Annotated in this window: 12 protein-coding genes and 1 tRNA gene; all 13 read right to left on the reverse strand. The window is 64.9% G+C overall.

Going from position 1 to position 13,377, the window contains the following annotated elements:
- Position 1: 1 nt before the first annotated feature.
- Complete coding sequence (gene nuoH, locus J8I35_RS22070) at positions 2-1,069, reverse strand: NADH-quinone oxidoreductase subunit NuoH (RefSeq protein WP_050016474.1); 1,068 nt, start codon at positions 1,067-1,069, stop codon at positions 2-4.
- Positions 1,070-3,400, reverse strand: coding sequence for an NADH-quinone oxidoreductase subunit NuoG (gene nuoG / locus J8I35_RS22075; protein ID WP_050016472.1), 2,331 nt, complete (start codon positions 3,398-3,400; stop codon positions 1,070-1,072).
- An 85-nt stretch (positions 3,401-3,485) separates the two neighbouring features.
- Positions 3,486-4,808 (reverse strand): NADH-quinone oxidoreductase subunit NuoF, encoded by a 1,323-nt coding sequence (gene nuoF / locus J8I35_RS22080; RefSeq protein ID WP_017331620.1) that lies wholly within the window; start codon positions 4,806-4,808, stop codon positions 3,486-3,488.
- Entirely contained in the window at positions 4,805-5,290 is a 486-nt protein-coding gene (gene nuoE, locus J8I35_RS22085; protein ID WP_050016470.1) for an NADH-quinone oxidoreductase subunit NuoE, read from the reverse strand. Before nuoE ends, nuoF begins: the two co-directional genes overlap by 4 nt.
- Positions 5,291-5,474: 184 nt before the next feature.
- Positions 5,475-6,728: an NADH-quinone oxidoreductase subunit D gene (locus J8I35_RS22090; RefSeq protein WP_034184888.1), complete on the reverse strand. Its 1,254-nt coding sequence runs from the start codon at positions 6,726-6,728 to the stop codon at positions 5,475-5,477.
- 9 nt (positions 6,729-6,737) lie between these two features.
- Entirely contained in the window at positions 6,738-7,340 is a 603-nt protein-coding gene (locus tag J8I35_RS22095; protein WP_006478264.1) for an NADH-quinone oxidoreductase subunit C, read from the reverse strand.
- 21 nt (positions 7,341-7,361) lie between these two features.
- Complete coding sequence (locus J8I35_RS22100) at positions 7,362-7,841, reverse strand: NADH-quinone oxidoreductase subunit B (RefSeq protein WP_006398799.1); 480 nt, start codon at positions 7,839-7,841, stop codon at positions 7,362-7,364.
- 62 nt (positions 7,842-7,903) lie between these two features.
- On the reverse strand, positions 7,904-8,263 hold the full coding sequence (locus J8I35_RS22105) for an NADH-quinone oxidoreductase subunit A (RefSeq protein ID WP_006398798.1): 360 nt from the start codon (positions 8,261-8,263) through the stop codon (positions 7,904-7,906).
- Between the two features lie 153 nt (positions 8,264-8,416).
- A tRNA-Leu gene (locus tag J8I35_RS22110) sits at positions 8,417-8,501 on the reverse strand.
- Between the two features lie 110 nt (positions 8,502-8,611).
- The gene (gene secG / locus J8I35_RS22115) at positions 8,612-8,989 is read right to left on the reverse strand and encodes a preprotein translocase subunit SecG (RefSeq protein WP_124594808.1); all 378 of its coding nucleotides are present in this window, start codon (positions 8,987-8,989) and stop codon (positions 8,612-8,614) included.
- Positions 8,990-9,061: 72 nt separating this feature from the next.
- The gene (tpiA, locus tag J8I35_RS22120) at positions 9,062-9,817 is read right to left on the reverse strand and encodes a triose-phosphate isomerase (RefSeq protein WP_124679318.1); all 756 of its coding nucleotides are present in this window, start codon (positions 9,815-9,817) and stop codon (positions 9,062-9,064) included.
- A gap of 140 nt (positions 9,818-9,957) precedes the next feature.
- Positions 9,958-10,977: an NAD(P)H-quinone oxidoreductase gene (locus J8I35_RS22125; RefSeq protein WP_050016461.1), complete on the reverse strand. Its 1,020-nt coding sequence runs from the start codon at positions 10,975-10,977 to the stop codon at positions 9,958-9,960.
- 148 nt (positions 10,978-11,125) lie between these two features.
- The gene (gene pnp / locus J8I35_RS22130) at positions 11,126-13,273 is read right to left on the reverse strand and encodes a polyribonucleotide nucleotidyltransferase (RefSeq protein ID WP_209926895.1); all 2,148 of its coding nucleotides are present in this window, start codon (positions 13,271-13,273) and stop codon (positions 11,126-11,128) included.
- Positions 13,274-13,377 lie beyond the last annotated feature (104 nt).

Genomic DNA, 13,377 nt, shown 5'->3' on the forward strand with positions numbered 1-13,377 from the left:
CTTACTTCACCCAGATGTTCAGCGGCGACATCATCCAGAAGCCGACCACGACCACCCAGACCACCGTGACGGGCAGGAACACCTTCCAGCCCAGACGCATGATCTGGTCGTAACGGTAGCGCGGGAACGTCGCACGCACCCAGATGAACACCGACAGCAGCGCGAAGACCTTCAGCACCAGCCAGAAGATGCCCGGGATGAACGACAGGAATTCGAACGGTGCGTCCCAGCCGCCGAGGAACAGCGTCGCAGCCAGCGCCGAGATCACGATCATGTTGATGTACTCGGCGAGGAAGAACAGCGCGAACGCCATGCCCGAGTAATCGATCATGTGACCCGCGACGATCTCCGACTCCCCTTCCACCACGTCGAACGGGTGACGGTTCGTTTCGGCGATGCCCGAGATGAAGTAGACGACGAACGCCGGCAGCAGCGGCAGCCAGTTCCACGACAGGAAGTTCACGCCGTGGCCGGCGAAGAAGCCGTGCTGTTGCGAACCGACGATTTCCGACAGGTTCAGGCTGCCGGCCGTCATCAGCACGAGCACCAGCGCGAAGCCCATCGAGATTTCGTACGACACCATCTGCGCCGCGGCGCGCATTGCACCGAGGAACGCGTACTTCGAGTTCGACGCCCAGCCGGCGAGAATCACCGCGTACACGCCGATCGACGAGATCGCCATCGCGTACAGCAGGCCCGCGTTCACGTTCGCGAGCACGGCTTCGGCCTGGAACGGGATCACCGCCCACACCGCGAATGCCGGCACGACGGTCATCACCGGCGCGATCAGGTACAGCCAGCGGCTGGCGGCGCTCGGCTGAATGACTTCCTTCAGCAGCAGCTTCAGCACGTCGGCGATCGGCTGCAGCAGGCCGCCGGGGCCGACGCGGTTCGGGCCGAGACGCACGTGCATCCAGCCGATCAGCTTGCGTTCCCACAGAATCAGGTACGCGACGCACAGCAGGATGACGACGGAGACGACGAGGATGCGCACGACTGCCCACACCGTCGGCCATGCGAAGCCGAGAAGCTCGGCCCCGCCCGCGTTGATCGTATCGAACAAGCTCATTTACGCCTTCTCCACCACCAGTTCACCGAACAGGCTGCCGAGCGCTGCGCCGGCAGGCGTCGCCGCCGACACGCGAACGACCGTCTCCGCAAGATTCGCGTCGCGCACGGCCGGCAACTGCACCGCACGCTCGCCCTGGCGCACGCGCACCGCGTCGCCTTCCTTCAAGCCCAGCTTGTCGAACAGCGCGGCCGGCAGGGCTGCCGCGTTCGCCGCCTTCGCGGCGGCCGTCAGGTGCAGCGCACCCGCGCGGCGCACGAGCGCGTCGGCGTGATAGATCGGCACATCGGCCAGGCGCTCGAAACCGCCGTTCGCGGCATTCGCCGCGGCACGGGCCGGCGCGACCGACGTCTGGTTCGACAGGCGGCCCGCGACGCCGGCGTCGCCGAGCGCGGCGAGACGCACTTCTTCCGCGGTCTCGTATTCGAAGTTCGGCAGGCCGAGCAGGCTGCCGAGCACGCGCAGCACCTTCCAGCCCGGACGCGTGTCGCCGAGCGGGCGCACGACGCCGTTGAAGCTCTGCACGGTGCCTTCGGCGTTGACGAACGTCCCGGCCGTTTCCGTGAACGGCGCGACCGGCAGCAGCACGTCGGCGTAGTCGAGGCCGTGCTTGAACGGCGACATCACGACGACCATTTCCGCCTGGTTCAGCGCGGCCAGCGCCTGTGCCGGATCGACGGTGTCGAATTCCGGTTCGACGTTCAGCAGCACGTACCCCTTGCGCGGCTGCGTGAACGCTTCGCGTGCGTTCAGGCCGCCTTCGCCCGGCAGTGCGCCGACGACGTGCGCGCCGACCGTGTTCGCCGCTTCCGTCAGGAAGCCGAACGTGGCGCCGGTGTTGTCGGCGATCCACTGCGCGACGGCGTGCAGTTGCGCGAATTGCGGATGACGGACCGCGACGTTGCCGAGCAGCACCGCGCGGCGTTCGCCGTTCGCGAGCGACTGCGCGACGGCTTGCGCGGCCGCCGATGCGGTAACGCCCGCCAGCGCGTCGGGCAGCGCGACGCCGCGCAGTTGCGCGACGGCCGCGGCGATGCCGGCCAGCTCGTCGAGCCATGCGGACGGCGCGGCGACGATGCGTTGCGCGGTCGGGATCAGCGAATCGTCACCGGTGGCATGCAGGAAGTGCAGCTTCGCGCCGTTCTTCGCAGCCTGACGCAGGCGCGATGCGAACAGCGGGTGGTCGCGGCGCAGGAACGAACCGACGACGAACGCGGCGTCCACGTTCGACAGGTCGGCGATCGGCATGCCGAGCCACGGTGCGCCCTGGACCGGCGCCGAGAAATCCTGCTGACGCAGACGGAAGTCGACGTTCGGCGTCTTCAGTTCGTTGGCGAGCTGCTTCACGAGGAACAGCTCTTCCGCGGTGCTGTGCGCGCTCGCGAGCATCGCCAGCGCGTTCGCGCCGTGATCCGCGGCGATGCCCTTCAGGCCCTTCGCGACGTACTCGAGCGCGGTCTGCCAGTCGGTTTCGATCCACTGGCCGCCCTGCTTCAGCATCGGCTTCGTCAGGCGCGCTTCGCTGTTGAGGCCTTCATACGAGAAGCGGTCCTTGTCCGAGATCCAGCATTCGTTGATCGCTTCGTTCTCGAACGGCAGCACGCGCATCACGCGGTTGTTCTTCACTTGCACGACGAGGTTCGCGCCGACGGAATCGTGCGGGCTCACCGACTTGCGGCGCGACAGTTCCCACGTCCGGGCGCTGTAGCGGAACGGCTTGCTGGTCAGCGCGCCGACCGGGCACAGGTCGATCATGTTGCCCGACATTTCGGAGTCGACCGTCTTGCCGACGAACGTCGTGATTTCCGAATGCTCGCCGCGGCCCAGCATGCCGAACTCCATCACGCCGGCGATTTCCTGGCCGAAACGGACGCAGCGCGTGCAGTGGATGCAGCGCGACATTTCTTCCATCGAGATCAGCGGGCCCACGTTCTTGTGGAACACCACGCGCTTTTCTTCCGAGTAGCGCGACGACGACTTGCCGTAGCCGACCGCCAGATCCTGCAGCTGGCATTCGCCGCCCTGATCGCAGATCGGGCAATCGAGCGGGTGATTGATGAGGAGGAATTCCATCACCGACTGCTGCGCCTTCACAGCCTTGTCGGACTGCGTGCGGACGATCATGCCGGCCGACACGGGGGTCGCGCAGGCCGGCACGGCCTTCGGCATCTTCTCGACTTCGACGAGACACATCCGGCAGTTGGCCGCAACCGACAGTTTCTTGTGATAGCAGAAGTGAGGAATGTACGTGTCCGCCTTGTGCGCAGCCTGGATCACCATGCTGCCTTCGGGCACCTCGACCTTCTTGCCGTCTATTTCAAGTTCAACCATGATGGTGAATGGTCCTTAACCTATTTCCGCCCGTTCGCGCCTTCGCCCGACCGTGCGCTCAAATTCCGCAACCGGGTGTTTCGCTTCAGGCCGCCGCAGCCGAAGCCACATGCGGCGCGTGACCGCCGACCATGCAATGCTTGTGCTCGACGTGGTACGCGAATTCGTCCCAGTAGTGCTTGAGCATCCCGCGAACCGGCATCGCCGCCGCATCGCCGAGCGCACAGATCGTGCGGCCCATGATGTTCTCGGCCACCGAGTTCAGCAGGTCCAGATCTTCCTGGCGCCCTTCGCCGTGCTCGATACGATTCACGACGCGATACAGCCAGCCGGTGCCTTCACGGCACGGCGTGCACTGGCCGCACGATTCCTCGTAGTAGAAGTACGACAGGCGCAGCAGCGAGCGCACCATGCAGCGCGTCTCGTCCATCACGATCACCGCGCCGGAACCGAGCATCGAGCCCGCCTTCGCGATCGAATCGTAGTCGAGATCCGTCTGCATCATGATGTCGCCCGGGATCACCGGCGCCGACGAACCGCCCGGAATCACGGCCTTGATCTTCTTGCCGCCGCGCATCCCGCCGGCGAGCTCCATCAGCGTCGCGAACGGCGTGCCGAGCGGCACTTCGTAGTTGCCCGGACGCTCGACGTCGCCCGACACCGAGAAAATCTTCGTGCCGCCGTTGTTCGGCTTGCCGATCTCGAGGTAATTCTGCGGCCCGATGGACAGCAGGAACGGCACCGCGGCGAACGTCTCGGTGTTGTTGATCGTGGTCGGCTTGCCGTACACGCCGAAGCTCGCCGGGAACGGCGGCTTGAAGCGCGGCTGGCCCTTCTTGCCTTCGAGCGACTCGAGCAGCGCCGTTTCCTCGCCGCAGATGTACGCGCCGTAACCGTGGTGCGCGTGCAACTGGAACGAGAATTCCGAGCCCATGATGTTGTCGCCGAGGAACCCGGCCGCGCGCGCTTCATCCAGCGCGGCTTCGAAGCGTCGATACACTTCGAAGATCTCGCCGTGGATGTAGTTGTAGCCGACGGTGATGCCCATCGCGTATGCGCCGATGGCCATGCCTTCGATCAGCGCGTGCGGGTTCCAGCGCAGGATGTCGCGATCCTTGAACGTGCCCGGTTCGCCTTCGTCCGAGTTGCAGACGAGGTACTTCTGCCCCGGGAACTGACGCGGCATGAAGCTCCACTTCAGGCCGGTCGGGAAGCCCGCGCCGCCGCGGCCGCGCAGGCCCGACGCCTTCACGTCGGCGATCACCTGCTCCGGCGGAATCTTTTCTTCGAGAATGCGGCGCAACTGCTTGTAGCCGCCGCGCGCAACGTAGTCTTCGAGGTGCCAGTTCTCGCCGTTCAGACCAGCGAGGATCAGCGGTTTGATGTGACGGTCGTGGAGAGACGTCATTTCGAGAGCTCCTCAAGCAGCTGGTCGATCTTCTCGCGGCTCATGAAGCTGCACATTCTGTGATTGTTCACCAGCAGCACCGGCGCATCGCCGCACGAGCCCATGCATTCGCCTTCCTTCAGCGTGAACCTGCCGTCGGGCGTGGTCTCGCCGAAGCCGATGCCCAGCTTCTGTTTCAGGTAGTCGGCAGTCGCTTCCGCGCCGCCGTGCGGGCCGAGCTGGCACGGCAGGTTCGTGCAGAGCGTGATCTTGTGCTTGCCGACCGGTTTGAGCTCGTACATCGTGTAGAACGTCGCGACTTCCTGCACGGCGACGGCCGGCATGCCGAGATAGTCCGCGACGAACTGCATCAGTTCGGGCGACAGCCAGCCATGCTCTTCTTGAGCCACGGCCAACGCCGACATCACGGCGGACTGTTTCTGATCGGCGGGATACTTCGTCAACGCTCGATCGATTTCCTTCAGGCCTTCAGCTGAGATCATTTTCAGACACGACTCTTTCAATTCCTACCGAACGAACAACCTGCCGCACACTGGGGTGCATGGACGGCAGACCTGGCGCTCACTCTGTTGACAGCTTGCGAAGCCGCGCCGGTTCGGCGCATACCGCTTGTGACTTCGCGTGCGACTGACTGCTCGCCGCCCGCGCGCGCGGGCGGCGCAACCATTAGCGATCGATTTCGCCGAACACGATGTCCTGCGTACCGATGATCGTGACGGCGTCGGCGATCATGTGACCGCGCGCCATTTCGTCGAGCGACGCCAGGTGCGCGAAACCCGGCGCGCGAATCTTGAGGCGATACGGCTTGTTGGCGCCATCCGACACGAGATAGATGCCGAACTCACCCTTCGGATGCTCGACCGCCGCGTACGCTTCGCCTTCCGGCACATGGAAACCTTCGGTGAAGAGCTTGAAGTGGTGAATCAAGTCTTCCATGTTGGTCTTCATGCCGACGCGCGACGGCGGGGCAACCTTGTGATTGTCCGTCATCACCGGGCCTGGATTCTTGCGGAGCCACTCAATACACTGTTTCGCGATGCGGATCGACTGGCGCATTTCTTCGACGCGCACCAGATAGCGGTCGTAGCAATCGCCGTTCACGCCGACCGGCACGTCGAAATCCATCCGGTCGTACACTTCGTAGGGCTGCTTCTTGCGCAGGTCCCACGCGATGCCCGAGCCGCGCAGCATCGGGCCCGTCAGGCCCATCTGCAGCGCACGTTCCGGGCTCACCACGCCGATCCCGACCAGACGCTGTTTCCAGATCCGGTTGTCGGTCAGCAGCGTTTCGTATTCGTCGACGCACTTCGGGAAGCGCGTGAAGAAATCGTCGATGAAGTCGAGCACCGAGCCGCTGCGCGCCTCGTTCATCTTCGCGAGCGCCTTCTCGTTGCGAATCTTCGACGCCTTGTATTGCGGCATTGCGTCAGGCAGATCGCGATAGACGCCGCCCGGACGATAGTAGGCCGCGTGCATCCGGGCGCCGGACACCGCTTCGTACACGTCCATCAGGTCTTCGCGTTCGCGGAACGCGTACAGGAACACGGCCATCGCGCCGACGTCGAGCGCATGCGCGCCGATCCACATCAGGTGGTTCAGCACGCGCGTGATTTCGTCGAACAGCACGCGGATGTACTGCGCGCGCTCCGGCACGTCGATGCCGAGCAGCTTTTCGATCGCGAGCACGTAGCCGTGCTCGTTGACCATCATCGACACGTAGTCGAGACGGTCCATGTACGGCACGGACTGGATGAAGGTCTTGGATTCCGCGAGCTTTTCGGTCGCGCGGTGCAGCAGGCCGATGTGCGGATCGGCACGCTGGATGACTTCGCCGTCGAGCTCGAGCACGAGGCGCAGCACGCCGTGCGCTGCCGGGTGCTGCGGGCCGAAGTTGAGCGTGTAGTTCTTGATTTCTGCCATGACGCCCCCTTAATGTTTCAGACCGCCATAGCGATCCTCGCGGATCACGCGCGGCGTGATTTCGCGCGGCTCGATCGTCACCGGCTGGTACACGACCCGCTTCTCTTCCGGGTCGTAACGCATTTCGACGTAGCCCGACACCGGGAAGTCCTTGCGGAACGGGTGACCGATGAAGCCGTAGTCGGTGAGGATGCGGCGCAGGTCGGGGTGGCCTTCGAACACGATGCCGTACAGGTCGAACGCTTCGCGCTCGTACCAGTTCGCCGAGGTCCAGATGTCGACCAGCGACGCCACGATCGGCAGATCGTCGTCCGGCGCGAACGCGCGCAGGCGCAGACGCCAGTTGTTCGTGACCGACAGCAGGTGCGACACGGCCGCGAAGCGCGGGCCGTCGTAGGCGCCGTCGCCGAAGGTCTGGTAGTCGACGCCGCAGAGGTCGATCAGTTGCTCGAAACGGAGCTTCGGATCGTCGCGCAGCGTCTTTGCGACTTCGAGGTAATCGCTCGCCTTCACGACGAGCGTCAGTTCACCGATCGCTTCGGTGAGGCTCACCACGCGCGCGCCGAGCGCGGCTTCGAGGTTTGCCTTCAGGGTCTCGATTTTGCTTGCCATATTGAGGGGACGCTCGGGGCTTTATTGACGGGCGATGGTATTGGTGCGGCGGATCTTCGCCTGAAGCTGGATCACGCCGTAGACCAGCGCCTCGGCCGTGGGCGGACAGCCCGGCACGTAGACGTCGACCGGCACGATCCGGTCGCAGCCGCGGACCACCGAGTACGAGTAGTGGTAGTAACCACCGCCGTTCGCGCACGACCCCATCGAGATCACCCAGCGCGGCTCGGCCATCTGGTCGTACACGCGGCGCAGCGCGGGCGCCATCTTGTTGCACAGCGTGCCGGCGACGATCATCACGTCCGACTGACGCGGGCTCGGACGGAACACGACACCGAACCGGTCCAGATCGTAACGGGCGGCGCCCGCATGCATCATCTCGACGGCACAACACGCGAGCCCGAACGTCATCGGCCACAGCGAGCCGGTACGCGTCCAGTTGATCAGCTTGTCAGCCGTCGTGGTGACAAACCCTTCCTTCAAGACCCCTTCGATACTCATTTGCTTTCCACTCCAGACGAGCGACCGAGCGTGGCCGCCCATGCAAACCGGCGATTAACCCATCACTCCCAGTCGAGGCCGCCTTTCTTCCAGATATAGGCAAAGCCCAGCAGGAATTCGAGCAGAAAAATCATCATTGCGATGAAACCCGGCCAGCCGATGTCCCGGAGCGCGACGCCCCACGGGAACAGGAATGCGGTTTCGAGATCGAAGATGATGAACAGGATGGCGACGAGGTAATACCGAACGTCGAACTTCATCCGGGCGTCTTCAAAGGCTTCGAAGCCGCACTCGTACGGTGCGTTCTTCTCGACGTCCGGCTTGTTGGGACCAAGAAGCTTGCCGATGCTGACCAGCGCTATACCTAAACCAGTGCCCACGAGGAGGAACAACAAGACGGGGTAATAGGCTGCGAGGTTCAAGGCAATCCTCTATCGGTTGGTTCTGAGCGTCCGGAGAATACCACTTCCGGCGGAAGGAATCATTTCGGAGTACAGGCGATCGCAAGACAACCGCAAGCCCACCCCAGAAATGAAAAATGCCAGCCACTAGAAGCGGCTGGCATTGAGTAACTTTGGTGCCGACGGCGAGACTCGAACTCGCACAGCTTTCGCCACTACCCCCTCAAGATAGCGTGTCTACCAATTTCACCACGTCGGCACTGCATGCAACTCGGGTTGTGCTGCTTGTTCCCGCGAATCGCTTCAAGAATTAAATTCTAACCCGAGTTCCGGATTTGTTCAACGCACAACCGCAAAAAAATTAACTTTTTATTTCGGGACATCCTGGCCCGGCGCGCTTGCGGCCGAAGCGGCTGCGGCGGACGCCGCGACAGCCGGCGCCGATGCGGCGGGCGCCGATGCCGGCGCGGTCGCTGCCGTGCCGAGCACGCCTGCCGACGGCGTCGACTTGTACGAACCGAGGTACGTCAGCGCGAGCGTCGCGACGAAGAAGATCGCCGCGAGAATGCCCGTCGTGCGCGACAGGAAGTTCGCCGAGCCCGTCGCACCAAACAGACTGCCCGACGCGCCGCTGCCGAACGCGGCGCCCATGTCGGCACCCTTGCCATGCTGCAGCAGCACGAGCCCGATCACACCGAGCGCAGACAGCACCTGCACCACAATAATCAACGTCTTGAATAACAGCATCACACCCACCCGATTGGATCGGGCGACCGGACCGACCGGCCGCCGTCATGGTTCAATTCGATCTCGGACCGCTCAACGCGCGGCCCGGCAGATCGCCAGGAAATCTTCCGCCTTCAGCGACGCGCCGCCGATCAGGCCGCCGTCGATGTCCGGCTGAGCAAACAGCTCTTCCGCGTTGTCCGGCTTCACGCTGCCGCCGTACAGCACGGACACGTCCGCCGCACCCTTCGCCGCGAGACGCGTACGCAGGAACGCGTGCACGTCCTGCGCCTGCGCCGACGTCGCGCTCTTGCCCGTACCGATCGCCCAGACCGGCTCGTACGCGACGACGATGCGGGCAGCTTCGTCAGCCGTCAGCACGGCCAGCACCGCGTCGAGCTGCGCACCGACGACCTGCTCGGTCGCACCCGATTCGCGCTCGTCGAGCGTCTCGCCGACGCACACGACCGGCGTGAGGCCTGCCGCGAGCGCGCGTTGCGCTTTCGCGGCGACCGTCTCGCTGCTTTCGCCGTGATACGCGCGACGCTCCGAATGGCCGACGATCGCATACTGCGCGCCGAACTCCGCCACCATCGCGGCCGCCACCTCGCCGGTGAACGCACCTTGCTCGTGTGCGGACACGTCCTGCGCGCCGAACGCGACACGGCCACCGCCGAGCTGCGCCTGAACCTGCGCGAGATACGGGAACGGCACGCACACGCCGATCGACGTTTCAGCCGCCACCGCGCCCGCACCCTGCACCACTTCGTTCAGCAGCGCCTGGTTGCCGGCCAGCCGGCCGTGCATCTTCCAGTTGCCGATCACTCGCTTTGTTCGTTGTTTCGACATCGTGTCTGTCTCGTCACTATCTTGTCATTAACGTGCCGGAACCCGGCCGTCAGGTTGGATCTGGCGAAGCAAACCCGCGATTTTACTGCGCGCGGCTTGAACCGGTCAAACCGCGTATGTCAAGCCCGCTGCGCGGGCCGTCACGCGTTCGTACCCCAATCGAGCACGATCTTGCCGATGTGCTCGCCGCTTTCCATCAGCGCATGCGCTTGCGCAGCCTCGCCGGCCGGCAGCACACGATAGATCACGGGCTTGATGCGACCGTCGGCCAGCAGCGGCCACACGCGCGCCTTCAACTGCGCGGCGATGCGCGCCTTGAACTCGACCGGGCGCGGGCGCAGCGTCGAGCCCGTCACCGTCAGCCGGCGGCGCAGGATCTCGTTCAGGTTGACCTCGGCCTTCGCGCCGCCGAGCAGCGCGATCAGCACGAGACGGCCGCCGTCCGCGAGCGCGGACAGCTCGCGCGGCACGTACGAGCCCGCCACCATGTCGAGGATCACGTCGACGCCGCGATCGTGCGTCAGCGACTTCACGACTTCGACGAAGTCTTCGGTCTTGTAGTCGATCGCGCGCTCGGCGCCGAGCGCCTCGCACGCGCGGCACTTGTCGGCGGTGCCGGCCGTCGCGAACACGCGAAAGCCGAGCGCATGCGCGATCTGGATCGCCGTCACGCCGATGCCGCTGGAGCCGCCCTGCACGAGCAGCGTCTCCTGCTCGCCGCCCTCGCCCGCGCCGAGCTGCGCACGGTCGAACACGTTGCTCCACACGGTGAAAAACGTTTCGGGCAGCGAGGCGGCCTCGACATCGGTGAGGCCGTCCGGCACCGGCAGGCACTGCGGCAGCGGCGCGACCGCATATTCGGCATAGCCGCCGCCCGCGAGCAGCGCGCACACGCGATCGCCGAGCTTCAGGCCGAACGGGTTCAGCGCCGCATCGGACACGTCGCCGCCGACGATCTCGCCCGCGACCTCGAGGCCCGGCAGATCCGACGCACCCGGCGGCGGCGCATAGGCGCCCTTGCGCTGGAACACGTCGGGCCGGTTCACGCCGGAAGCCGCCACCTTGATCAGCACCTCGCCGCGCTTCGGTTCGGGGCGCGGACGCTCCGCGAGCTTCAGCACGTCGGGGGCGCCGAATTCGGTGATTTCGATGGCTTTCATGGTGAGAATCGCTCCAGGATCGGAATCGGATGGCACGCCCGTGCGCACGGCGCGGGCGCCTCGCCGGCGCTGCTGCGCCGCACAACGATGCTACAGAAAAAACGGCCGGCACGCTTTCGCACTGCCGGCCGTTGGTCCGCCTGTCCGCTTACTGCTGCGGCGGCGTATCCGACTGCGCTGCCGCCGCTGCTTCATTCAGCAGCGCCTTGGCCGACAGACGCACGCGCCCCTTCTCGTCCGTCTGGATCACCTTGACCTTCACCTGCTGACCTTCCTTCAGGTAGTCGTTGATGTCCTTCACACGCTCGTTGACGATTTCCGAGATGTGCAGCAGACCGTCCTTGCCCGGCAGCAGGTTCACGATCGCACCGAAATCGAGCAGCTTGAGCACCGTGCCTTCGTACACCTGGCCGACTTCGATTTCAGCCGTGATCTGCTCGATGCGCTTCTTCGCTTCGGCCATGCCTTCGCTGCTCGTGCTCGCGATCGTCACGACGCCGTCGTCCGAGATGTCGATGGTCGTGCCCGTTTCCTCGGTCAGCGCGCGGATCACCGAACCGCCCTTGCCGATCACGTCGCGGATCTTTTCCGGGTTGATCTTGACCGTGATCATGCGCGGCGCGAATTCCGACAGTTGCGTGTTCGCACCCGACACCGCCGACGTCATCTTGCCGAGGATGTGCATGCGGCCTTCCTTCGCTTGCGCGAGCGCGACCTGCATGATTTCCTTCGTGATGCCCTGGATCTTGATGTCCATCTGCAGTGCCGTCACGCCTTGCTCGGTGCCGGCCACCTTGAAGTCCATGTCGCCGAGGTGATCTTCGTCGCCGAGGATGTCGGTCAGCACCGCGAACTTGTTGCCTTCGAGGATCAGGCCCATCGCGATACCCGCGACATGCGCCTTCATCGGCACGCCGGCGTCCATCAGCGCGAGGCAGCCGCCGCACACCGATGCCATCGACGACGAACCGTTCGATTCGGTGATTTCCGATACGACGCGGATCGAGTAGCCGAATTCGTCGGCGCTCGGCAGGCACTTGACCAGCGCGCGCTTGGCCAGACGGCCGTGGCCGATTTCGCGACGCTTCGGCGAGCCGACGCGGCCCGTTTCGCCGGTCGCGAACGGGGGCATGTTGTAGTGGAGCATGAAGCGCTCGCGGTATTCGCCTTCGAGCGCGTCGATGATCTGCTCGTCACCCTTCGTGCCGAGCGTCGCGACGACCAGCGCCTGCGTTTCGCCGCGCGTGAACAGCGCCGAGCCGTGGGTACGCGGCAGCACGCCGGTGCGGATCTCGATCGGGCGCACGGTGCGCGTGTCGCGGCCGTCGATGCGCGGCTCGCCGTTCAGGATCTGCGAACGGACGATCTTCGCCTCGATGTCGAACAGCACGTTGCCGACCGTGGCCTTGTCGGCCGCGACCGTACCGGCCGCCAGCGCGTCTTCCTCGAGCTTCGCCGACGTCGCCGCGTAGACTTCCTTCAGCTTCGCCGAACGCGCCTGCTTGTCGCGCAACTGGTAAGCGGCGAGCAGATCGTTCTGCGCCAGCTCGGTCACGCGGGTGATCAGCGCCTCGTTCTTCGGCGCCGGCTGCCAGTCCCACTCGGGCTTGCCGCCGTCGCGCACCAGCTCGTGGATCGCGTCGATCGCGATCTGCATCTGCTCGTGGCCGAACACCACGGCGCCCAGCATCACTTCTTCCGACAGTTGATCGGCTTCCGACTCGACCATCAGCACGGCGCGCTCCGTACCCGCGACGACGAGGTCGAGGCTCGATGCCTTGAGCTGGTCACGCGTCGGGTTCAGCACGTACGCGTTGTCGATGTATGCGACACGCGCGGCACCGACCGGGCCGTTGAACGGCAGGCCCGACACGGCGAGCGCGGCCGATGCGCCGATCAGCGCGGGGATGTCCGCCGGGATTTCCGGGTTCACGGACAGCACGTGGATCACGACCTGGACTTCGTTGTAGAAGCCTTCCGGGAACAGCGGGCGCAGCGGACGGTCGATCAGGCGCGACGTCAGCGTCTCGTGCTCCGACGGACGGCCTTCGCGGCGGAAGAAGCCGCCCGGAATCTTGCCGGCCGAGTAGGTCTTCTCGAGGTAGTCGACGGTCAGCGGGAAGAAATCCTGGCCCGGCTTCGCCGACTTCGCGCCGACGACGGTTGCCAGCACGACGGTGTCTTCGACGTCGACGATCACGGCGCCGCTCGCCTGGCGGGCGACTTCACCGGTTTCGAGGCGCACCTTGTGCTGGCCCCATTGGAATTCCTTCACGACCTTGTTGAACATGGACATGGTTGCTCCTTTGTATTCATGCATTTCATTCGCCGCGCCGGCCATCCCGCGCGGCGGCGTCCCGACCGAATCACCCGGAGCAAGGTGTGTTTTTTATGCCATTC

It is taken from the genome of Burkholderia sp. CpTa8-5, assembly GCF_017815045.1.
Lineage (GTDB): Bacteria > Pseudomonadota > Gammaproteobacteria > Burkholderiales > Burkholderiaceae > Burkholderia > Burkholderia sola.

Coding starts and splice junctions, on each gene's coding strand:
- nuoF (WP_017331620.1), bottom strand. CDS start 4,808: ATGACGTCTCTCCACGACCGTCACATCAAACCGCTGATCCTCGCTGGT.
- J8I35_RS22095 (WP_006478264.1), bottom strand. CDS start 7,340: ATGGCAAGCAAAATCGAGACCCTGAAGGCAAACCTCGAAGCCGCGCTC.
- pnp (WP_209926895.1), bottom strand. CDS start 13,273: ATGTCCATGTTCAACAAGGTCGTGAAGGAATTCCAATGGGGCCAGCAC.
- tpiA (WP_124679318.1), bottom strand. CDS start 9,817: ATGTCGAAACAACGAACAAAGCGAGTGATCGGCAACTGGAAGATGCAC.
- secG (WP_124594808.1), bottom strand. CDS start 8,989: ATGCTGTTATTCAAGACGTTGATTATTGTGGTGCAGGTGCTGTCTGCG.
- J8I35_RS22090 (WP_034184888.1), bottom strand. CDS start 6,728: ATGGCAGAAATCAAGAACTACACGCTCAACTTCGGCCCGCAGCACCCG.
- J8I35_RS22100 (WP_006398799.1), bottom strand. CDS start 7,841: ATGAGTATCGAAGGGGTCTTGAAGGAAGGGTTTGTCACCACGACGGCT.
- nuoH (WP_050016474.1), bottom strand. CDS start 1,069: ATGAGCTTGTTCGATACGATCAACGCGGGCGGGGCCGAGCTTCTCGGC.
- nuoE (WP_050016470.1), bottom strand. CDS start 5,290: ATGATCTCAGCTGAAGGCCTGAAGGAAATCGATCGAGCGTTGACGAAG.
- nuoG (WP_050016472.1), bottom strand. CDS start 3,400: ATGGTTGAACTTGAAATAGACGGCAAGAAGGTCGAGGTGCCCGAAGGC.
- J8I35_RS22125 (WP_050016461.1), bottom strand. CDS start 10,977: ATGAAAGCCATCGAAATCACCGAATTCGGCGCCCCCGACGTGCTGAAG.